A 21,511-nucleotide genomic window follows, 5' to 3' on the forward strand; every position below is an offset into this window, starting at 1 on the left:
TGCAGCCTCCCGCGATCATTGACCGCCGGTGACGGAGTGCTCTCGGACCGCGTCCTTGGCGAAGACAATCTCCAGCATGAGCAAGACGGCACCTACGACGATGCAACTGTCGGCGACATTGAAGTCTGGCCAGACGTGCGAGCCGATGTAGAAGTGGAGGAAATCGGTGACCTGTCCCCTGGCGATGCGATCCCAGAGATTGCCGATGGCGCCACCCAGAATCAGCGACAAACCGATGGCCGTGGTGGGCAGCGCGTGATCGCTGCGCCAGAGAAGGTAGCCGACGACGGCGAGCGCAAGACCGGAGAAGCCGACGAGCAGGGCGGTCCGCCACTCCGAGGTGGAATCGGCGAAGAGGCCGAAGGCGGCGCCGCGATTGTGTACGTGCGTGATCTGGAAAAATCCAGGGATCACGGTGATGGCGTCACTGGTGGGCAGCGTGCGCTCGATGATGATCTTCGTGATGCGATCGAGCAGAATCGCGCCGACGGCGATGGCGAGGTGTATCCAGCGTAAACCGTGCGTCTTAGGCAATACTCAGCCTCGCTCTATTTCGGCAAGCGTGGCGCTGCAGCGCTCGCAAACTGTGGGATAAACCTTGTCCTCGCCAACGTGCGTCGAGTAGTTCCAGCAACGCTCGCACTTCTGTCCGGGAGCGCGCTCGGCCTTGACGGAGAGGGCGGCACCTTGGAGAACGTCGGTCGCCGAGACGACGAAGAACGCGTTCAGGTGCTTGCGGTGTTTGTTCAGCAACTCGAACGTTTCCTTCGGAGTCGTGATGGTGACCTTGGCTTCAAGCGAGTCGTTGATCGTCTTGTCCTGGCGCACGGTCTCGAGTGCCTTCAGAACTTCTTCGCGGATCTCGAAGAGCTTGTCCCAATCGGCAGCGACGGTCGCAACGTGAGCCGAGTCGCGCACCGGACCGGTAATTTCACCGGGGTTGGGGAACAGTTCCAGGTGAACGCTCTCGCTTCGACCGGCAACGTGTGGCAGATACTGCCAGATCTCGTCGGCGGTGAAGGTCATGATGGGCGCGACCAGCCGCACGAGAGCTTCGCCGATTCGCCAGATGGCGGTCTGGGCGGAGCGGCGCGCGAGCGATTTCGGCGCGGCGGTGTAGAGACGGTCCTTCAGGATCGAGAAGTAGATTGCGCTCAGGTCGACGACGCAGAAATCGTTCAGCCGGTGATAGACGCGATGGAAGACCATCTCCTCGTACCACTGGCGAACCTGCTTCGCGAATTCTTCCGTGCGCAGCAGCATGTACTGGTCGAGCGGCTGCATGTCGTCGAATGCGACCGCGTCATGCGCGGGATCGAAGCCGTCGAGGTTACTGAGCACGTAACGGAAGGTGTTGCGAATCTTCTTGTAGTTCTCGCCGATGCGCTCCATGAGCGCTTCTGTGCCAACGACGTCTTCGCGGAAGTCGACGGATGCGACCCAGAGTCGCACGATTTCGCCGCCGAGGCGCTTGGCGATATCGACGGGATCTACAACGTTGCCGAGCGACTTCGATTGCGCGCGGCCCTGGTCATCGAGTGTCCAGCCGCAGGTGGTCACGCCACGGAAGGGGGCAGCCTCATGCAAGCCGAGAGCGCAGAGCAGGGAAGAGTGGAACCATCCGCGATGCTGGTCGCCGCCTTCGAGGTAAAGGTCGGCGGGCCAGGGCAGTCCGTCGCGGCCGAGAACCGCCGCTTGCGACGATCCGCTCTCGAACCACACGTCGATGATGTCCATCTCCTTGCGGAAGTTCGTGCTGCCGCACTTCGCGCATTTGACGCCGGCGGGGAGGATGTCCGAAGGCTTGCGCTTATACCACGCGTCCGAGCCTTCTTTGCCGAACATCGCGACGACCGCGCGGTTGGCTTCCTTCGAGATCAGCAGTTCGTTGCAGCTTTCGCAGAAGAAGACGGCGATGGGCACACCCCAGACGCGCTGGCGCGAGATGCACCAGTCGGGGCGCGTGGCGATCATGTTCGAGATGCGGCCTTCACCCCAGGCGGGATCCCAACGCACCTTCGCGATCTCGTCGAGCGCCTTAGAACGCAGGGTGCCGTCGCCGAGCTTCGCTTCCATGGAGATGAACCATTGCTCGGTGGCGCGGAAGATTACCGGGTTGTGGCAGCGCCAGCAATGCGGATACGAGTGCTCGAGCTTGTCATACCCCATCAGCACGCCGCGCGTGCGAAGCAACTCTACGATCTTCTCGTTGGCGTCAAAGACCTTGAGGCCATCGTATTCGGGTAGGCCATTGCGCAGGCGTCCCGCTTCGTCGACGTTGCAGGTCTGGTCGAGCCCGTACTTCACGCCGGTATAGAAGTCATCCGCACCGTGAGAGGGGGCCGTGTGGACCGCGCCGGTGCCCTGGTCCATGGTGACGTAATCGCCGAGCACGCCAAGAATCTTGCGATCCAGGAACGGGTGCGAGTAGGTCGTGTGTTCGAGCTTTGTGCCCGGGAAGGTAGCGATCTTCTTCACCGGCCCGAGGCTGCACAGGCGCGAGGTGTCGTCCGCAAGCTTGTCGGCAACGATATAGACCCAGTCGCTGGACTCGAGCGCGACGTAATCTTCCGTCGGGCTGAACGTCACTGCCATGGACGCAGGCAACGTCCACGGAGTCGTCGTCCAGATGATGGTTGCGACCTTCTTGCCCTTCAGTGCTGGATCGATTTTTTCGGGTTCACTGGTCAGGGCGTAGCGAACCCAGATGCTGGGGCTGACGTGGTTCTCGTACTCGACTTCGGCCTCGGCGAGCGCGGTCTTGTCGTGGATGCACCAGTAGACCGGCTTCAGGCCCTTGTAGACCATGCCCTTCTCGAGGAAGGCGAAGAAGTTCTTCATGACCGCGGCTTCATACTGCGGGCTCATGGTGGAGTAAGGATGGAAGAAGTCGCCGAAGACGCCGATGCGCATGAACTGCGTCCGCTGCAGGTCGAGGAACTTTTCGGCGTACTTGCGGCACTCGTCGCGAACCTGGAGAGGATCCATCTCGAGCTTCTTGCGCCCAAGTTTCTCGTCGACCTTGATTTCGATGGGGAGGCCGTGACAATCCCAGCCGGGGACGTAGGGCGAGTCGTAGCCCGCCATAGTGCGCGTCTTGACGACAAAGTCCTTCAGCGACTTGTTCATCGCCGTGCCGAGGTGAATGGGCCCGTTCGCATAGGGCGGCCCATCGTGCAGAACGTACGAAGGCCGTCCCGAGCTTGCCTTGCGAATCTTTCCGTAGAGATCGATTTCCTTCCAGCGTTCGAGCAACTTAGGCTCGTTCGTCGGCAGGTTCGCCTTCATAGGAAAGCCGGTTTTCGGCAGGTTCAGGGTCTTCTTCAACTCAAGAGGCGCGGGTTGTGTTGCTCTGTCGGTGTCGGCCAAGGGACAGCTAGGCTCCTAAACTGCCCCACTCTCACCGAATCATGCGCAGAAGGGTAGGGCTGCTCAAAATTTCATTATAGGGAGCGAATTTCGCGCAGTCCAATGTAGCCCCGGAATTGTGTCTGGAATGTAAATCTTTAGCTGTTTGGGAACCCTGCACCGCAGGAATGGCATCAGAGTACACATCCGAAGAATCCGAGGAGTTTGGGCCAGACGGAAGGATTCTCGGTTCCATGGAGAAATACAAAGGGACTGCAGCATTCACAACGAGGTGCAACCTTGGCAGGTGACGTGCTCATCCTTACAACAGCCGCGACAGCGGTCGCGCTACTAGAAGGGCCGAAACAAGCGTTATGGCATACCAGGAAATGTTCCCCCGACCCGAAGTACCCGAGCTGAATCTCCTGCCGAAGGAGCGGTTCGATCTTGGGCTATGGGAGTCGTTGAAGCAGAATTACCACGACACTTTCCATCCTGAGAAGCTTCCGCCCCTGCAACTCACATCGCGTCCGGTCAAGGTGCGCGAAATTTGGGGTGATTACAACTATCGCCGGCGCGGTGCGTGGGGCTCGGCGGTTTTGCACGCGTTGGCGGTGGGCGGCCTGATCGCGATTTCCATTATGGGCGCGAAGGTTGTTCACGAGGTGCAGAAGCAGGAAACCGTCAGCTTGATCGCGCCGGATATTTCGCAATACGTTCCGATGTCTGCAAAAAAGAATGATGACGTCGGTGGTGGCGGTGGCGGCGGCGATCGCGACAAACTCAAGGCGCCGAAAGGCAGGCTGCCAAAGTTCGCGATGGAACAGATTACGCCCCCGGCGATGGTTATCCGCAATGACAATCCCAAGCTGCCGGTTGAGCCGACTGTGGTTGTCCCACCGCAGGTGAAGATGGCGAATGCGGCATTGCCGAACCTCGGTGACATGAAGGCTGTGATTCCTACCGGCCCGATGTCTAACGGAACGGGTAGCGGCGGCGGAATCGGTTCGGGCAGCGGTGGCGGTGTCGGTTCCGGCTCTGGACCGGGTGTTGGTCCAGGACGTGGCGGCGGCATAGGTGGCGGAGTGTTTCGCGTAGGTGGCGGTGTTTCTGCTCCTCGCGCGCTAGATACGCCTGATCCGGAGTATTCCGACGAAGCTCGCAAGGCGAAGTACCAGGGAACCTGCGTGCTGTGGCTGATCGTGGATGAGAACGGCAAGCCGCGCGATATCAAGATTGCTCGCAGTCTGGGCATGGGTCTCGATCAAAAGGCGATCGAAGCCGTGCGCAAGTGGAAGTTTGAGCCGGCAATGAAGGACGGCCGCCCGGTGGCGGTGCAGATCAACGTTGAAGTTAACTTCCGGCTCTACTGATTCGGGCGCGTGTCCTGCATCTGCCGCGATTGGCAGGTGTGAGAAGTGCAACCCGAAGACCGAAAGGGAGAGGAGAACCTGCCTCTCCCTTTGATTTTTTGCGGGATTTCAAGGCTACTGAGCGAATTTCACAGGCTACGTTCCAGTAGTCACTAAGGTGCAGTACCGTTTCAGTCACGCTAACTTCTGCTCTGAGAGCTGCTGCGCGTTTACGCGAGAGCTCTCGAATTTGTTATCTTGAAAGATATGGAATCTGCGACTCGAAGCTGTCCTCGATGTGGCGAGGCGCTTCGCGATGCGGCGAACGCATGTCCATCTTGTGGTGAAAGCCTGGCAACAGAAACCCGGCCCACGCGCGGGGTGGTCCTGTTGCTGGTAATCGTTCTACTCGGCGGATTCACCGTCACCGGATTCATAACTCGAGGTTACAAAGCACGCCAGGAGATGCTGGCCGTAAGGTGGTTTTCTCGCGGAGACCGCGACCTTGCGGCCGGGAACCCGGCACGAGCTGTCGATGAAATTCAAACTGCGCTCGCATTTGCTCCAAATGACGATACCTACCGGCTGAAGCTGGCGCTGGCGCTAATGCGGTCGGGACAATTGCCGGAAGCCCGCGTTCATCTCGCAAATTTGTGGGAGGAGCGGCCCGGCGATGCGACTGTGAATCTGCAGTTGGCGCGAGTGATGGCACGGATGGGAGATGCGCAGGAAGCCGTCCGCTACTACCACGGAGCGATTTACGGGGTATGGGAAACTCATCCTCTGCAGAATCGCGAGGCAGTGCGGTTTGAACTCGTGAACTATCTTCTCTCGAGTCACCAAATTGCAGGTGCGCAGGCTGAGCTGATTGCACTGGCTGCGGAGCTTCCTCCAAATAGCGCCCAGCAGGTGAAACTGGGAGACCTTATGATGGAGGCTGACCAGCCTGATCGCGCTCTGATTGCCTATAAGAATGCTCGCAAGGCCAATCGTAACAATGCACAAGCTGACCTGGGCGCGGCGCAGGCGGCTTTCGCGCTGCGAAAATACACAGAGGCAAGGGATTATGCGCGACTGGCGGTGAGAATCGATCCGAAAATGGAAGAGGCGACTCAATTGGAAAAGCAGTCCCAGCTGATACTCTCCACAGATCCCTACGCGAAGGGTATCAACATCAAGACCCGGGCTGAACGCGCGCAGGCGGCCTATGAGGGGGCTAGCGATCGACTGAATGACTGTCTGACGAATCACAACGACCCGGCGTTGCAGCAGCTGGCGACGCAACAGGCGTCCAACTTCAAGCGAATTCGGCCGTGGATCCTGCAGCGGGATCCGGACCTCCTGGACAATGTGGTGAGCTGGGCCTACCAGGTCGAGGCGACGAGCGAGGGTACCTGCGGGGCTCCGACGGGAGTGGATGCCGCGCTGCTGGTGCTGGCGCACGGGGCGGGGGCACGCTGATGGTGGAGCCCGAAGCCAAAAATGCAGCGAGTCCGGTTCGCCGGAAGTATTGGCGAACCCTCGGCAGTGTTCTTACCGGTGAATTTCTCACCGCCCGCGAAGAGCAGTTCTTCCTCCTCCTCGCGATTTTTATCGGTATCTTCTCCGGCTTGGCGGTGGTCTGCTTCCGTATCGCCATCGAGTCAGCCCGCCTGGTACTTCTCGGTAGCTCGCTAAAGCCGAGCTTCCCGCGGGTCGTTTTCATCCCGGCCGCCGTCGGACTGTTGATTGCGATTCTCGTGATTCGGTTCTTCCCCAGGGCGCGTGGCAGCGGCGTCAACCAGACCAAGGGTGCGCTCTACATTTACGACGGTTATATTGCCGGCGACACCGTCATCGGAAAATTCATTACCAGTGCGCTGGCTATCGGCAGCGGGCAGTCGCTTGGTCCCGAAGATCCGGCTCTGCAGATTGGCGCCGGGCTGGCGTCGTTCCTGGGACGGCGTCTGAAGCTCTCGCGCGAGCGCTTGCGCCTGATTGCGCCCGTGGGCGCCGCCGCGGGCCTCGCCGCGGCCTTTAACGCGCCGATCACGGCGGTGCTGTTCGTCATTGAAGAAGTCGTCGGGCGGTGGAGCGCCGGAACGCTGGGCGCGATCGTGCTGTCGGCTATCTCCAGCGTTGTCGTGGAACGCTGGTTTCTCGGCGATGCCCCGCTGTTTCGCATTCCGCAATATCACCTCGTTCATCCCGGCGAACTCGGCGCGTATGCCATCCTCGGCGTGATCGGCGGATTCGCTTCGCTGGCGTTCGTAAAGATGGTCAGCTTTCTGCGCCCGTGGGCAAAGAGGCTTCCGCCGTGGACGCAATACTTCCAACCTGCTGTGGCGGGCGCGATCATCGGCGTAATAGCAATCTGGTTTCCGCAAGTGATGGGCGCAGGCTACGACTACATGGACCAGGCGATGCACGGGCAGTTCCCGTGGAAGCTGCTCCTGATCCTGGCCGGGCTGAAGATCGCCGCGACGGGCTTCTCCTTCAGCAGCGGGACTCCGGGCGGACTATTCGCTCCCACCCTTTTCATCGGCGCCATGATCGGGGGCGGCGTGGGCATGTTCGAGCGGGCGCTGTTTCCGCACCTGTCGGTTCCGGTCGGAGCTTACGCGATGGTCGGCATGGGAACGCTGTTCGCGGGAATCTTGCGCGCACCTATGACGTCAGTGTTCATGATTTTGGAGGTCTCGGGGAATTACTCCATTATTCTCCCGGTGATCATCTCGGACACGATTGCGTACTTCATCTCGCGACAGTTCCAGCCGACACCAATCTTCGACCTGCTCTCGCGACAGGACGGACTGGACCTTCCTTCGCTGGAAGAAGAGCGCGAGTTGGAAGTCCTGCGGGTTGAAACCGCAATGCAGCCGCGCCCAATTGTTCTCTCGGGCTTCGAGATGCTTGCCGACGCGCGCCGTATTGCGCAAGCTTCGGGACAGAAGTTCTTCCTCGTGCAGATGGCTTCGGGAAACTGGGCGGGAATTACGAAAGAGGCACTGATGGACGGAAATGCCAACGACCAAGCTCCGCTCGCGACGGTTGCAGGACAGATGCTGCCGCAACTCTATCCCGATCATCCTCTGGATTACGCGTTGCGCATGATCGGCGAGTTGCCCATGCTTCCCGTCGTGCATCGCGCCGACCACAGCAAATTGCTGGGCGTCATTAACCTGGAAGACGTCATCCGCGCTTACCGCACCAGCGGAGGGGAAGCGCCGGAGCGCGCACCTCTTTAGGTCCGATGTCTCTGCAATGAGGGTTGCAAAAGGAATTCTCTGCGAGCAGCTTTCTTTGGCTCCATGCATCCAACTTAGTGCCTGCACCAGGGCAAATTGCTTCAACGAGTGGCTCTGCCGTGCAGAATTTGACGACTCCTTAGTGGAGTTTTAGACTCGCCTTCATTGCGATGCGCAAGACGCTGCTACATCTGGTGGCCGTGGTGATCCTGGCCGGAATGCTCGGGGGGCATATCTCCGAACTACTCGACCACTGGGATCACACGTTGAAGACGGGCCAGGATGTGGACTACACAGTTGTCGTCATGGCAGCGTGCCTGGGAGTGGTGTTCGCGGTTGGCAGGAAGATGCTATCCGTAGCATCGCAACTTCTGAGGCGCGTAAAACTGCTGGAAATCTCAAATCATCTTTTCGTCGCTCTCCGAACCACTCCGCTCGATCGACTCGCGACGGGCCCTCCTATATCACTTCAATCGCCACTTCGAATCTAGTGCTTTCTGCTGTGCTGAGAACTGCTGAGGGCAGTGTGTGCCTCGGTTCGTTACCACCTTGCGCAGCGGGGAGCCATGCAGAGTTCCATAAACATTAATTCGGATATTGCAGTCCGTTGCCGCGGGGTTACCAAGAGCTACGGGACGGGAGACGCGCAGGTCAAGGCGCTGCGTGGCGTCGACCTGGATGTTCGCCACGGCGAGCTACTCATGATCGTGGGGCCGTCGGGCTGTGGGAAGACGACGCTGATCTCAGTCATCGCGGGAGTTTTGGACCGTGATTCCGGCGAATGCGAAGTGCTGGGCCGCGACCTGAACGAGATGGACCAGAGGACTCGTGCGCATTTTCGCCGCGGTTCTATCGGCTTTGTGTTCCAACTTTTCAATCTCCTGCCGGCGCTCAATGCGGTTGAGAACGTCTCCGTTCCGCTGCTGATCAACGGCCTCGTTCGCGGCGAGGCGGAAGCCCGGGCGAAACACGCGCTCGAAACGGTCCAACTCGGTGCGCGGCTTGACGCACTTCCCGCAAAGCTCAGCGGCGGCCAGCAGCAACGTGTCGCGATCGCACGTGCCCTGGTGCATGAACCGAAACTGATCGTTTGCGATGAGCCGACCAGCAACCTCGATCACAGCACTGGCCAGCGCATGATGGAACTTTTGCGACAGCTGGCCAGGCGTCCTGACCGAGCACTCATCGTAGTGACCCACGATCCTCGGATTTTTGGTTTTGCCGATCGCATTGCCCGCATGGACGACGGAAAGATTATCGAGGTGCACGAGGGGCCCAGTGAGGAGCGTTTGCAATGATAAAAACAGTTCGCAGGTACTTGCTTCCCATCCTGGCGCTGGTCGGTGTCGCTGCGGCGGTTGTGATGGTAAACGAAGGGAATCGCGCTCCCGCCGCCACTACTCCGCTCTTTCAGCCGGCCGAAGCGCCATTCTCGTCCTACATTTTTGGTCCCGGCATTGTGGAGGCCAGCACCGAAAACATCGCCGTTGGCACGCCGGTTTCAGGCATCGTTACGGATATATACGTCACGTGGGGCGAGCAGGTGAAGCGTGGCGCGCCACTGTTCAAGATCGATACGCGCGACCTGGATGCGCAATTGATTCCAGCACGCGCCAAGGTCAGCGAAGTGGAAACCCAGCTACTCTCGGCAACGGCCAATGTCATTCAGGCGCAGCAAACCCTGGCGAAGGCTGAAAATCACCTCCGCGTCGGAGAGAGCCTGGTCCCGGGAGTCTCGATAAGCAGCGAAGACTTAGCCAGTCGGAAGCTGGATGTCGCAGCGGGTGAAGCCCAGGTGGCCTCGGCTGAAGGGCAGGTCCGGCAGATCAAGGCTCAAATTGGCTCGGCGAAGGCGCAGGTGAAGCAGATCGAGGACCAGGTACGAATTCACACGGTGCGAGCTCCGGTTGCAGGGGCCATCCTGCAAATGAAGATGCGCCTCGGAGAGTACGCCCAGAGTGGAGTCCTCGCGACACCGCTGATGGTGCTGGGTAACGATACCGTTTTGCACGTGCGTGTCGACATTGACCAGAGCGATGCATGGAGATTCCAGGCCGACTCGCCAGCAGTGGCTTATGTGCGCGGCAACGCGAACCTTAAGACTCCGTTGAAATACGTGCGGACGGACCCGGACGTTGTGCCCCAGGCGTTGCTCACGGGCGATGCCACGCAAAGAACCGATACGCGGGTTTTACAGGTGGTCTACCGCTTCGACCGAGCATCGCTACACGCCTATGTGGGGCAGTTGATGGATGTGTTCATCCAAGCTCCGCCGGATGCGAGCACGGCCGCTCGAGGAAAAGAGTAATGCTGCGCATCGCGATAAAGATGCTTCGGGGAGATCGCGCGAAGTACCTGGGCCTGTTGTTTGGGATCACCTTTACTTCATTTCTGGTCACATACGCGGGCTCGTACCTCTGCGGTTTCATGACGCGTGGATTCGCACTGATTACCGAGAACCCGAATGTGGACGTGTGGGTGATGGACCCGGCGGTTCAATCCACCGAGCTGACTACCACCATACCGGATTCGGCATTGTCGCGTGTTCGCAGTGTTGATGGCGTTCTTTACGCCATGCCTCTGGCTGTGGGTACAGTGGACACGCGGTTCCCCAATGGGCGATTTCAATCGTTTCAACTCATAGCAGTGGATGACGCGACCTTGTTTGGCCTGCCGCCGCTACAAGGCGGCGTATCGCCAACATTGATGCGAACTCCCGATGCGGTTGTTGTCGCCCCGGGTGGCACGCAGGGCAAGCTCCAAACTCCGGTTCTGGCAGCTGACCAATGGCCCTATGGTCAGCCCCGTCTCAATGTGCCAACGCGTGAACTTGCGGCAGGAGATGAGTTGCGAGTCGACGAACATCGCGTTGTGGTTAGGGGCTTGGCGAACGCTCAGCCGCGGTATCCCCCGCAACCGGTGATGTACACGACGCTTTCTGACGCAGCTCGCATGCTGCCGCCGAAGCCCCACTTGTTGACTTTTGTGATTGCGAAGGCCGCACCGGGAGTCTCGCCGCGGGAACTTGCCAGACGCATTGAGGCGCAGACAGGCCTCAAGGCGCGCTCTTCGGATGACTTCAAGAAAGACACCGTCGATTGGCTGCTGGTGAATTCCGAAGATGTTGGCGATATCGCATCGATGGTATCCATCGCCATGCTGGTCGGATTGGGCGTCACAGGTGTGTTGCTGTACATGTTTACGAGCGACAGTCTGAAGCAGTACGCCGTGCTGAAAGCGATGGGGGCCGATTCGCGGCTACTGCTCACGATGATTTTTGTGCAGGCCGGATTGTGCGCGCTGGTGGGCATCGGTCTCGGACTTGGCGTCTGCGCCATCGTCGGCCAATTTGTGATCGTGGAATTCAATTTTCCGTTTCGGATGATGTGGTTCGTACCGGTATTCGCGACGCTGGTGGTGGTAGTTGTGAGCATTGCGGCTGCCGCGGTTAGTGCCCGCCCGGTGCTCAAACTGGAACCCGGCGTGGTGTTTGCGGGACGTTAGTTCGGTAATCGGGTGGGTCGATGGGAGAGACTTGCATGCCTCGCATAGGGAAGCAAAGCGTTCTTTTGATCACGAGCTGTCTTCTCGCCGGTTGCGCCGTCCGTCATTATCATCCCGCTCCCATCGTCCCCAGCAAAACAGCATCGCAATTCGAATTGCGGAGTCTGGCCGACGCGGGCCTTCGATCATTTGAAGAACAGAACCTCGGTCACTTGGTATCGCAGTGGCCGCCCAAGAGCTGGGATCTTCACAGGCTTTCACTGGCCGCTCTGTATTTCAATCCGGCGTTGGATTCCGCGCGAGCTCGTGTTGCTACGGCTGAAGGAGCAATGATCACGGCTGGAGAGCGGCCCAATCCGACAATGGATCTCGCGCCGGGTGTCCCCGCCCCCTACCTGCTCAGCCAGAATTTGCTCTTTCTGCTAGAGACGGCCGGCAAGCGCGGACTTCGCATTCAGGGTGCCAGGAATCTTCATGAGGCCGCTCAATTCGACCTTGCGGATTCAGCCTGGAATGTAGCGATGGGCATCCGGGTGGCCTTATTGAATTATCTCGTTGCGTCTCGAAACCTCGGACTGCTGCAGTCGGAGGAGAAGGCAAGGGCCGATCAAGTCGCGATCCTGGAACAGATATTAGAAGCTGGCGAAAATACGAGGTTCGACGTGGACCTCGCGCGCCTTGAGCTTTCCAGGACCACCGCGGCGGTCCGCTCGGCGGAGGTTCAGCTTGCCGACGCGAGGTCCGCCCTGGCAACTGCGATAGGGGTACCCATGGCGGCGCTCGATGGCGTGGAGTTCTCGTGGCCGGAGATGGACACCTTGCCACCCGCAGACTCACTCTCGGTAGACCAGGTTCGCCGAGATGCGGTGCTGAATCGTCTGAACATTCGACGTGCTCTCGCGCAGTACGCGGCTGCCGAAGCCGACCTGCACTCCGAGATTGCCAAACAATATCCCAACTTCAATCTCGGCCCAGGATATTCCTATGAAGAGGGCCACAGTTACTTCACTGTGGGCTTTTCGACCACGCTGCCGATTTTCAACCGGAACCAGGGACCGATAGCCGAGGCGGAGGGTCGTCGCGAGCAAGCAGCAGCCGCCTTCCTGCAGACACAGGCCCAGGTGATCGAAAAGACCGAGAGGGCGTTTGCAGTGTATAAGGCGGCACTGAGGGCATACTTGCAGGCGGAATCGTCGTATCAACTGCAACAATCTCAGCTGCAAATCGTCCAGCACAATATCAGTGCTGGCGCGGGGGACCGGTTGAGTCTTGACGCTGTCGAGATTCAGCTTTCAGCCGTGGCTCAGGCGCAGCTCAATGCGCTGGGACGTGCGCAGGCGGCGCTCGGGGACCTGGAAGATTCCGTGCAACGGCCGCTTGTCACTGGCGATATGTTTCCCGTAAATTCCGGACCTCCCGGAATAGACAAGCTGCAACAGCAGCGAAAGCCGTGAGGCCCGAATCGACAGACGCGACAAGGCAGGGCACGAATATGGTCGAACCCGTGACTCCGGAACTGCCTCTAAGTAAGTGATCGCGGACAGCCCAGGCGATCGGCATAGGTGTTCGTGTTACGTAGCGCAGTTATCAATCACTCTGAAGACTTGAAGCGAATCCGTCCTCTCTGGGAGGAACTGCAATCCCAACCAGGCATGACGATGTTCCAGAGCTATGCCTGGAATGCGACCGCGCTCAGTGTGTTTGCGCAAAGGGAGACGCCGCATCTTCTCTATCTGGAAAGCGATGCTGGATCGGTGCTGGTGCCATCCGTGCTCGGCAGCAAATGCGGAGAGGTGCATCTTGCGGGCGAGGCGATGTTCGATTATCGGACGGCGCTGGTGAAGGGCGAGCCTGGCGTACTAGTCCGGGCTTGGGAGCGGATCGCGGAATGGGGATTGCCGTTTAAGGTGAAGGCGCTCCGTGGTGACGAGATTAGACAGACTTGGAGCGGTCTCGATGTTCAGTTCTTTGCGAATGCGCCTTCTCTGAGCACGAGCACCGATACCGATGAATTCGTGAGATCACGCAATCGCCTGAGAAGGTTCACCCGTCGGTTCCGGCGCGCGGGAGTTCAGTATCGGCGGCACTCGGGCTCGAACCGGACGCTGGTGCGCCATATTTACGAAAAAAAGGCGCAACAGGACGTTGGAACCAACCTGTTTTGCGATCCGCTTCGACGCGAGTTCATGATGGCGGTCGCAGCGCTGCCGGAGACGCGTTGCGAAATCTTCACCTACGAAACGGTTACCGATCTCGTCGCGGCACTGGTTACGTTCCGCGACGGTACCGTGAGGCGGTTCTACACGACATATTTCGACGAGCGTTGGGCGAAGGAGTCGCCCGGACAGGTGCTTCTTTTCGAGGCGACAGCTGACAGCCTTCGCGAGGGGCTCGAGTGCGATTACATGACCGGCGAATATATGTATAAGAATCGATTCGCGGACAGGATGGTTCCCCTGTATGAGGTTCGGGCGACGCCGGAGCAATTGCGCGCCGCAGCAGGCGAAATTCTCAGGCATTCCGAATCACTCGCCGCGTGAACCGCAGGCGAATTTCCGAGCGCGAGTTCAGGCGGCGCGGCGCTCGGGGGTGTCGGACTGCCTGTGCTTCTTCTTGTAGTGCTTGAAGTGCCACCAGGCCGCTAGTCCGCCGGCAATGCCAAGTCCTATCAGTGTGTAGAGGGCCGGCTGGTAGTACTGCGAGAAGAATTGGAAGAGGCTCTTTCCGTAGATCTTTGTGATCCACGCGACAATGGTGAAGCGGACGATGCGACCGGACGAGTACGAGAGCAGGAAGAGATGACGTGGATACTGCATCACTCCGGCGCTGGCAATAAAAGGGACGATGGGGAAGGGTGGCGGAAGAATGGTTCCGATGAACACCGACCAGAAACCCCACCGATCGAAGACGCGGTAAGCCTTGTCAGCGCGTTTCTTCCCGATCCTCTTCTCAAGAGCTTCTTTGCCTTCCTTCATTGAAATGCGGTAGGTCACGTATGCGCCGACGGTGCTTCCGGCGGTTGCCATCAGAACGTAGTACCACCACAGCTCAGGCTTGGATGCGACGAAGAAGATAAGCAGGGCGTCCATGCTGCCGGGCAGGGGAATGATGGACTGGTCCACAAGGCCGACGGCGAGGAACGCGAGCGGCCCAAACCTTCGCACGTAATTTAGGAAAGACGCGAGTAGAAGCAGGGTCGGGGCCATAGAGGTCCTGCGAGATTAGAAGCAGAACTTCGGCGAGATGTCGCATCAGCGCGTAGATCGGGCGAGATCTGGCGCGCCTTCGCGGCCGGGGCCGGCGTTGTCCATAGTTCGCCTGGGGTGACAGGTGTGGGCTATGGAGCGTCGGGTTTTCGGACTGCTACTGACCCGCGCGGAGAGTCTCGGTCACTGTAACCTTGGAACCCCAGTCGACGACGATGACCTTCTTTTGTGTCTTGTAGCCGGGCAACTGGAAAATGAGTTCGTAGCCGCCGGGGTTCAGCATGATCTCGGTCGGGGTCGTCTTGGGCGCTGCCTGCCCATTGACGAGAACAGTGGCGCCGGTTGGTTCTGTGCGAATAGTGACACGTCCCATGTCTTTGTCGCCGCGGCCCATGCCAAACAAGCCCTTCTTCGCGGTCTTGATATCGACTGTCCGACCCATGGGAATCAGGTCGGGCGAAATCGAGTGGGTCTGACCATCCGCCATGGCGACGGGAATGCTGGCTTCCAGATAGCCCGGGAACCTCAGAGTAACTGTATGTTGGCCATGTATGACGATAAACTGCGCCGGTGTGGTCTTGCCGGTGTCGCGGCCGTCGATTGCGATATGCGCGCCGGATGGCGTGCTGGCGATGCTGAGCGTTCCGCCCTGGAGCGCAAGGCGCGTCATGATGGTGGCTCGAGAACCGGCGGTGACATCCGTTGCGAGCGATTGCGACTGGTATCCCGGCTTGTTGAAGGTGACGGTGTGGTGACCGGGAACGAGTTGCGAGACCGTAAATGGCGTGACGAAGCTTGGATCGGAGCGACCGTCCAGTATGAATGATGCACCTGCAGGATCGGAGTTCACGGCGAGCTCGCCCACTGTGGGTGGCGGGGGCGGAAGGACAAGAGTCTTGATCTTAGCTTTGCGAACCGGCTTGGCATGGCCGCTCTTGTCGTAGGTGCGGACGACCACGTCGGGACCGCTCGACTCTTCCTCGGCGGATGAATCTGCGGCAGATTCCGGCGTGGGCTGAACCGCGGGTTGCTCAGGCTGCGCAGACTGGGCCTGCGTGGTATCGGTTGCCAGCTTCGTAACCGGTGCCTTGTCAGTGATGAGCGTCGGGATGATGAATTTCCACGCGAACAGGACGATGACAACTCCGGCGAGCACCAGCGCGGCGGTGAGCGGCGGAATCTTGTTGGCCACCTTGTTCACGTCTTTCATCGTGATTTTTGGGGGCTTGATCTTCGGAAGAGGAATCTTTGGCTTCGGCGGAGCTGCGGGTTTCGCTTCGGGTTCGCAGTAGACGGTCTCTTTTACGGGCACAGGCGGTTCGACCGGGGCTGGCGCGGGCTCCGGCGGTTTTTCGGCGACAGCGACGGTTGCGTCCTGCAGCGACATCACCGCGATGTCGGCGGTCTGGCGCGCGGTTACAGCCGGAGTCCAGGCGTTGTCCAAATCGAGGCCGGAATCGAATTGCGGACGCGAACTGTTGGGCGAACCGGGTTCGGGGCTCGCCGTTGATGCTGGGCGCGAGTAAAAGTTCGCCGGTAGTTCTTCCTTCACGCCGTACTTCTTGAAATTCTCGAGATCGCGCAGGAATTCTGCCGCGGATTGGTAGCGGTCGTCGGGGTTCGCGGCCAGGGTTTTGAGAATAGGTACGGAGAGGCCCTCGGGAATTTTTCGATTCAGCTTCGAGGGGCTCGGGGGCGCGCCTGATTCCATGGACGACTTCAGAGCCTTGATGGTCTCGCCGGTAAAGGGCAACTGCGCCGTAGCAAGGTGATACAGGATCACTGCAATGTTGAACAGGTTCGAGCGGAGATCGCCGACGGGACCGGAGAGCTGTTCGGGCGCGAGATAATGCGCGGAGTGCAGGGTCGCTGGTGAAGGATTGGGGCCGAAATCGGCGTACGGAGGAACTCCCCAGTCGAGAATCTTTGCGCCACCATCCCACTCGATAATCAGGTTTTGGGGATGGAAGCGATGGTGCACAATGCCGGATTTTCCGGTAGATTCCACGCTATTGCAGAGCTGGCGCGCCATGTCGACGAGGTCAAGGGCGGAAAAGGTTTCGCCCATTTCGAGCGTCTTGCTCAGCGGCACGCCGTCGACAAACTCGGAGATCCAGAAGAGATGATCGTCGACTTCACCACCCGTGAGCAGGCGCGGAACGTTGGGAAAATCGAACCCCTTCACGATGCGGCGCTCGGCCCCCGCCATGGCGCTGATCTGCGCACGGTTGGGCCACTGCGATAGCGGCATTAGCTTGATAACGAGAGGACGGCGGAGCTTACGCTCGACGGCTTTATAAACCGATGAAGTCGGGGTGACGCTGATTGCGGCGAGGTCGAACTCCCCGACGCTTCTGAGAGATGCGGCGACTTTTTGAAGAACTCCGTCAGGAGCCATAAGGCACCTATTCCCGATAAATATGTACTTGCTCCAGGACCCAGGGGAGGGCACGAAGTTCGCCAAATAGACTGACACAGGCATGGGTCGGCAGGACAATTACGGAAGGGCTAGGACAACTGCGGCATGAGGTGCGAGGTACGAGGAGCGAGATGCGAGCCGAAAAACTTCTCGCATTTGCGCGGTTGCGATTGGGCTCGAACCTCGTACCTCGAACCCCCCAGCACTCCTGTAAAATTGCCCAATGTCCGTCGCCATCCTCTGCCGCGACCTCAAGAAGACCTACGAGGGCAACGTGGAAGCCGTCCGCGGGATCGACCTGACGATCCCGGCCGGTCAGTGTTTTGGCCTGCTCGGGCCGAACGGGGCGGGGAAGACCACGACCATCGAAATCCTTGAAGGACTACTCGCACCGACCTCCGGCACAGTCGAAATCCTGGAGATGACGTGGCACGAGCATGAGCGCGAACTGCGCGAGTGGCTGGGCATTTCTCTGCAGGAGACGCGGCTCTCGGAAAAGCTGTCGGTGCGCGAGACCTTGGTGCTGTTCGCCAGCTTTTATCGCGAGCCGGCGGATATCGACGAAGTAATCGAAGAGCTGTCTCTGACGGAAAAGGCCAACGCGTGGGTCGGAAAGCTCTCCGGCGGGCAGAAGCAGCGGCTTGCAGTGGCGACCGCGCTCGTCGGTAATCCGAAGATCCTTTTCCTTGACGAGCCGACGACGGGACTCGATCCGCAAAGCCGACGTCAGTTGTGGGACATCGTTCGTCAGTTTCAGAAGCGTGGCGGCACGATCCTGCTTACAACTCATTACATGGACGAGGCGGAGAAGCTCTGCGATCGCCTCGCCATCATCGATCACGGGAAGATCATCGCCGAAGGCTCGCCGGCGGAACTGATCGAGCGGTTGGGTGGTCATCACGTTTTAGAGATCGCCATAAGTGGGAACGGCATCACTGGCGACTCGCTCTGGAAGAGTTTGCCGGGCGTGCAGTCGGTACGTCATGAAGACGGAACAATCGCGCTGCAGGTTCACGAACCCCATGAGACCATCCCGGCCCTATTGGCGGCGGTGCAACAACAGGGGTCGCGCCTGGAACACCTCACGACGCGACAGGCGAGCCTCGAAGATGTTTTTGTGCAACTGACCGGCCGCCACCTGCGGGAGGAATGATGCAGACGACCGAACACAAGCCGCAATTCGTGAACGGACGCTGGGCCGGATACTACCGTCTGCTGGAAGCCCGCATGAAGGAACTGGCGCGCGAGCCCGAAGTCATCTTCTGGGTGTTCGTCTTCCCGCTGCTGCTGGCGTTCGGCCTCGGCGTGGCATTCCGGAATAAGCCCGAGGACAAGATTTCCATTGCGATCGTAAATAACTCGCAGGCGAAGCACGTCCAGCAGCTTCTGGAGAATTCTCCGCAGCACAAGCTGATCCACGCTGACATTCTTGACGAAGCGACCGCGGACAATAAGTTCCGCCTCGGTGCCTACTCGCTCGTAGTTGTTCCGAAAGAAAACGGGGTAGAGTACCGCTTCGACCCAGCCCGCCCGGAGAGCGTGCAGGCGCGCATCCAGGTGGATGATGCGCTGCAATCGGCAATGGGCCGCAAGAACGTCATCCCGACCACTGCAGTTCCTTCCAGCGAACCCGGCGCGCGCTACATCGATTTCCTTATCCCCGGCCTGCTCGGAATGAACCTCATGAACTCTGGGATGTGGGGCATCGGCTTCGCCCTGGTCGAGATGCGCCAGCGAAAGTTGCTCAAGCGCTTCATCGCCACGCCCATGCGCCGCGCCGACTTCCTGATGGCGCTCACCAGCAGCCGGCTAGTGCTGATGATCATCGAACTCGTGCTGCTGTTGGGCTTCGGGATCCTCGTGTTCAACATGCGCATTATGGGCGCGTGGGGAACTATCCTGCTGCTGTCGACGCTGGGCGCGATCTCGTTCGGCGGCCTCGGCTTGCTCACCGCCAGCCGCGCGCAGAAAATCGAATCCGTCAGCGGCCTCATCAACCTGGTGATGATGCCGATGTGGATCTTCTCCGGCGTCTTCTTCTCTTACGAACGCTTCCCGGCGATAGTCCAGCCTTTCATCAAGGCGCTGCCGCTGACCGCGCTGAACGATTCGCTGCGCGCCATCATCCTGCAAGGCGCGTCGCTGGCTTCGCAGTCGGGAAGAATCGCGGTACTGGTGATTTGGGGTGCGGTAAGTTTTCTGCTGGCGTTGAAGTGGTTCCGGTGGAGCTAGGAAAGGGCAAAGAGAAGCGGGCAAAAGGGCAGAACGAAACGCTGCTTCTAATGTAGGCCCAGCCGTGCTCGGCTGGGCGAGTGAGCGAAGCTCACTTCACGGCAACTTCAGTTGCGGCACCCTCCCAATCAGGCCACATTCCTTCGAAAACTCAAAGAACATCCCCAGCCCTTCCATGCACGCCGCATCGAGCTTGTAATGAATATTCTGCGTCAGGTACTCGAAGATTGCCTGCTCTGACAGTCCGAGTCTCGGAGACCATTCGCGCGCGATGGTTGCTACATTTTCCGGCAGCAACCCGCAGTCACGCGAGTGCTGAAAGATTCCCGCGACGTCGAGTCCCGGCTTGCACTCGTGCAACGCCTGCTCGCGCACGGCCCAGACAGCGAACACGAACGGCTTACCGGTTCTTTCGACCCAGAGTTCGGCGAGGTCGAAAACGTAGAGTTCGCCATCGCCCCCGGCGTTATCGAGTACCGCCGGCTTCTCGCTGATAACCAGCGCCGGGTCGCCGATCAGGAGCGCCGCGTCGCAGCGGTGGAGCATGGTCGTCACGTCAGGGTCCATCGGGACGAGTTCGCGTTTGCCGCCGAACCACTTCGTCAGCATCACCTGTGTGAGCGCGACGGATGTGCGCGAAGAAGTATCGGCAGCGACCGTTTTCACCTCTTCCAGTGGTTTCTTGCTGATGAGGAGAATTGACCGCACCGCGCCGCGCGAAGCTATCGTGACATCCGGCACAACGACCAGATTCTGTATTTCCGCATATGTGAAGACGGGGATGATGCCGATGTCGGCGGTTCCGGCCGCAAGCGCTTTTGCGCACTTGGACGGCACCGTGTACTCGATCTCGAAGTTATCGGTGAGCTCCGCCGGGGGATTGTGTTCGAACTCCCACATGAGCGGCGCGGTATTGAGAAATGAAATTGCGGAGATTCGAAGAAGGCGCATGAATTTCCCGAACAGGGAATTGTAACAACTCTGGTGCTCGCAATCGTTGACTTGCGGTTATGGGATGCGGCTACATGAAGATGGGAGACCTCGTATGTCCGATGCCGCACCACAGAACGCAACAGAAACCCAGTTCGCCTGGCTCGCACTCACCATGACGCCGCAGATGGGGCCGACGCGCTCTCGGCGCCTGGTCGAGCGGTTGGGCTCAGCCGAGGCCGTCTTCCGCGCCTCGCTCACCGAACTGGAAGCGTGTGGCATTCCTGCTCCGGCGGCACAGGGACTGGCCCTCGGCGCCTCGAAACAATCAGCCGAGCAAGAGCTTGCCCGGGCGGCGGCGGCCGGAGTCGAATTGCTCTGCCTCGACGATCCCGATTATCCCGAGCCGCTCAAGAACATCTACGATCCGCCCGTCATCCTTTATATACGCGGGAATCGCGGAACGCTGAACGCCCCTGGGATCGCCGTGGTCGGCACCCGTCACCCTACACCCTATGGCCTGGGAATGGCCGAGAGGCTGGCCTGCGACCTGACGGCCCGTGGGCTCATCCTATTTAGTGGGCTTGCCCGTGGGGTAGATTCGGCCGCGCATCGCGGTGCCGTCAATGCCCGAGGCCAGACGGTTGGCGTGCTCGGCACCGGGGTCGACGTCATTTATCCCCGCGAGAACAAGAAATTAGCCGAGCAGATGCTCTCGCTCGGTGGTGCGCTGATCAGCGAGTTTCCGCTCGGAACCGCGCCCACGCCGCAGAATTTCCCGATTCGCAATCGCATCATTAGCGGGCTCTCCGTTGGCGTGTTGGTTGTGGAAGCCGGCGAATACAGCGGTACGCGCATCACCGCCCGCTGCGCGCTGGAACAGTGTCGCGAAGTCTTCGCAGTGCCCGGTAATGTCACGAACCGGCTATCGTGGGGACCGAACACGCTCATCAAGCAAGGCGCCAAACTGGTTGCGACGTGGGAAGACGTTTGGGAAGAATTGCCGAGCCAGTTGCGCCTGCGTCTGCAACCTTCGGGGGATGTCGCTGCATCGTCCAAGCCCGAGACTGCATCTCTATTCCCCGGGCAGCCGGAACTGTCGCCCAACGAAAGGAAGGTGTTTTCGCTCATCAAGTCCGACACGGCCTCGCACATCGACGAACTCGTCGAGCGCCTGGAACCCGATCTCTCCGCCTCGCAAATCTTCGCGGCACTCTTTGAACTGGAACTGGCAGGAAGGATCCGGCAGATGCCGGGGAAGAATTTTGTGAGAGCTTTCTAGAATGGTGCCGG

General features: G+C 59.6%; 17 protein-coding genes. 12 read left to right on the top strand and 5 right to left on the bottom strand.

Annotated features, from left to right (window positions below; genetic code table 11):
* Positions 1 to 15: 15 nt before the first annotated feature.
* Positions 16 to 534 carry a signal peptidase II gene (gene lspA / locus ROO76_09370; protein ID MDT8068359.1) on the bottom strand — a complete coding sequence of 173 codons (519 nt, stop codon included), beginning with the start codon at positions 532 to 534 and terminating at the stop codon, positions 16 to 18.
* A 3-nt stretch (positions 535 to 537) separates the two neighbouring features.
* Positions 538 to 3,369 (bottom strand): isoleucine--tRNA ligase, encoded by a 2,832-nt coding sequence (gene ileS / locus ROO76_09375; protein ID MDT8068360.1) that lies wholly within the window; start codon positions 3,367 to 3,369, stop codon positions 538 to 540.
* Between the two features lie 353 nt (positions 3,370 to 3,722).
* On the opposite strand from ileS, the gene ROO76_09380 reads away from it, so the two are divergent.
* The 9 genes from ROO76_09380 to ROO76_09420 all read left to right on the top strand — a co-directional run bounded on the left by ROO76_09380 (position 3,723) and on the right by ROO76_09420 (position 13,971).
* Positions 3,723 to 4,721 (top strand): energy transducer TonB, encoded by a 999-nt coding sequence (locus ROO76_09380; GenBank protein ID MDT8068361.1) that lies wholly within the window; start codon positions 3,723 to 3,725, stop codon positions 4,719 to 4,721.
* Positions 4,722 to 5,090: 369 nt separating this feature from the next.
* Complete coding sequence (locus ROO76_09385) at positions 5,091 to 6,161, top strand: tetratricopeptide repeat protein (protein MDT8068362.1); 1,071 nt, start codon at positions 5,091 to 5,093, stop codon at positions 6,159 to 6,161.
* A complete protein-coding gene (locus ROO76_09390; GenBank protein ID MDT8068363.1) occupies positions 6,161 to 7,927 on the top strand; it encodes a chloride channel protein in 1,767 nt (588 codons plus the stop codon). Before ROO76_09385 ends, ROO76_09390 begins: the two co-directional genes overlap by 1 nt.
* A gap of 170 nt (positions 7,928 to 8,097) precedes the next feature.
* Positions 8,098 to 8,418: a hypothetical protein gene (locus ROO76_09395; GenBank protein MDT8068364.1), complete on the top strand. Its 321-nt coding sequence runs from the start codon at positions 8,098 to 8,100 to the stop codon at positions 8,416 to 8,418.
* Between the two features lie 75 nt (positions 8,419 to 8,493).
* Positions 8,494 to 9,225, top strand: coding sequence for an ABC transporter ATP-binding protein (locus tag ROO76_09400; protein ID MDT8068365.1), 732 nt, complete (start codon positions 8,494 to 8,496; stop codon positions 9,223 to 9,225).
* Positions 9,222 to 10,235, top strand: a complete 1,014-nt coding sequence (locus ROO76_09405; protein MDT8068366.1) for a biotin/lipoyl-binding protein — start codon at positions 9,222 to 9,224, stop codon at positions 10,233 to 10,235. The genes ROO76_09400 and ROO76_09405 overlap by 4 nt, the downstream gene beginning before the upstream one ends.
* Positions 10,235 to 11,431 (top strand): ABC transporter permease, encoded by a 1,197-nt coding sequence (locus ROO76_09410; GenBank protein ID MDT8068367.1) that lies wholly within the window; start codon positions 10,235 to 10,237, stop codon positions 11,429 to 11,431. Before ROO76_09405 ends, ROO76_09410 begins: the two co-directional genes overlap by 1 nt.
* 35 nt (positions 11,432 to 11,466) lie before the next feature.
* Positions 11,467 to 12,885 carry a TolC family protein gene (locus ROO76_09415; protein MDT8068368.1) on the top strand — a complete coding sequence of 473 codons (1,419 nt, stop codon included), beginning with the start codon at positions 11,467 to 11,469 and terminating at the stop codon, positions 12,883 to 12,885.
* A 150-nt stretch (positions 12,886 to 13,035) separates the two neighbouring features.
* On the top strand, positions 13,036 to 13,971 hold the full coding sequence (locus tag ROO76_09420; GenBank protein MDT8068369.1) for a GNAT family N-acetyltransferase: 936 nt from the start codon (positions 13,036 to 13,038) through the stop codon (positions 13,969 to 13,971).
* 27 nt (positions 13,972 to 13,998) lie between these two features.
* On the opposite strand, the gene ROO76_09425 is transcribed toward ROO76_09420, so the two are convergent.
* Positions 13,999 to 14,637 (bottom strand): VTT domain-containing protein, encoded by a 639-nt coding sequence (locus ROO76_09425; protein MDT8068370.1) that lies wholly within the window; start codon positions 14,635 to 14,637, stop codon positions 13,999 to 14,001.
* A gap of 157 nt (positions 14,638 to 14,794) precedes the next feature.
* A complete protein-coding gene (locus tag ROO76_09430; GenBank protein ID MDT8068371.1) occupies positions 14,795 to 17,035 on the bottom strand; it encodes a serine/threonine-protein kinase in 2,241 nt (746 codons plus the stop codon).
* A 244-nt stretch (positions 17,036 to 17,279) separates the two neighbouring features.
* On the opposite strand from ROO76_09430, the gene ROO76_09435 reads away from it, so the two are divergent.
* Together ROO76_09435 and ROO76_09440 are read left to right on the top strand one after the other, a co-directional pair.
* Positions 17,280 to 18,209: an ABC transporter ATP-binding protein gene (locus ROO76_09435; GenBank protein ID MDT8068372.1), complete on the top strand. Its 930-nt coding sequence runs from the start codon at positions 17,280 to 17,282 to the stop codon at positions 18,207 to 18,209.
* A complete protein-coding gene (locus ROO76_09440; protein ID MDT8068373.1) occupies positions 18,209 to 19,288 on the top strand; it encodes an ABC transporter permease in 1,080 nt (359 codons plus the stop codon). The genes ROO76_09435 and ROO76_09440 overlap by 1 nt, the downstream gene beginning before the upstream one ends.
* Before the next feature lie 96 nt (positions 19,289 to 19,384).
* On the opposite strand, the gene ROO76_09445 is transcribed toward ROO76_09440, so the two are convergent.
* On the bottom strand, positions 19,385 to 20,239 hold the full coding sequence (locus ROO76_09445) for a menaquinone biosynthesis protein (GenBank protein ID MDT8068374.1): 855 nt from the start codon (positions 20,237 to 20,239) through the stop codon (positions 19,385 to 19,387).
* Between the two features lie 94 nt (positions 20,240 to 20,333).
* On the opposite strand from ROO76_09445, the gene dprA reads away from it, so the two are divergent.
* The gene (dprA, locus tag ROO76_09450) at positions 20,334 to 21,500 is read left to right on the top strand and encodes a DNA-processing protein DprA (GenBank protein MDT8068375.1); all 1,167 of its coding nucleotides are present in this window, start codon (positions 20,334 to 20,336) and stop codon (positions 21,498 to 21,500) included.
* Positions 21,501 to 21,511: the final 11 nt, after the last annotated feature.

The organism is Terriglobia bacterium (assembly GCA_032252755.1).
Lineage (GTDB): Bacteria > Acidobacteriota > Terriglobia > Terriglobales > Acidobacteriaceae > JAVUPY01.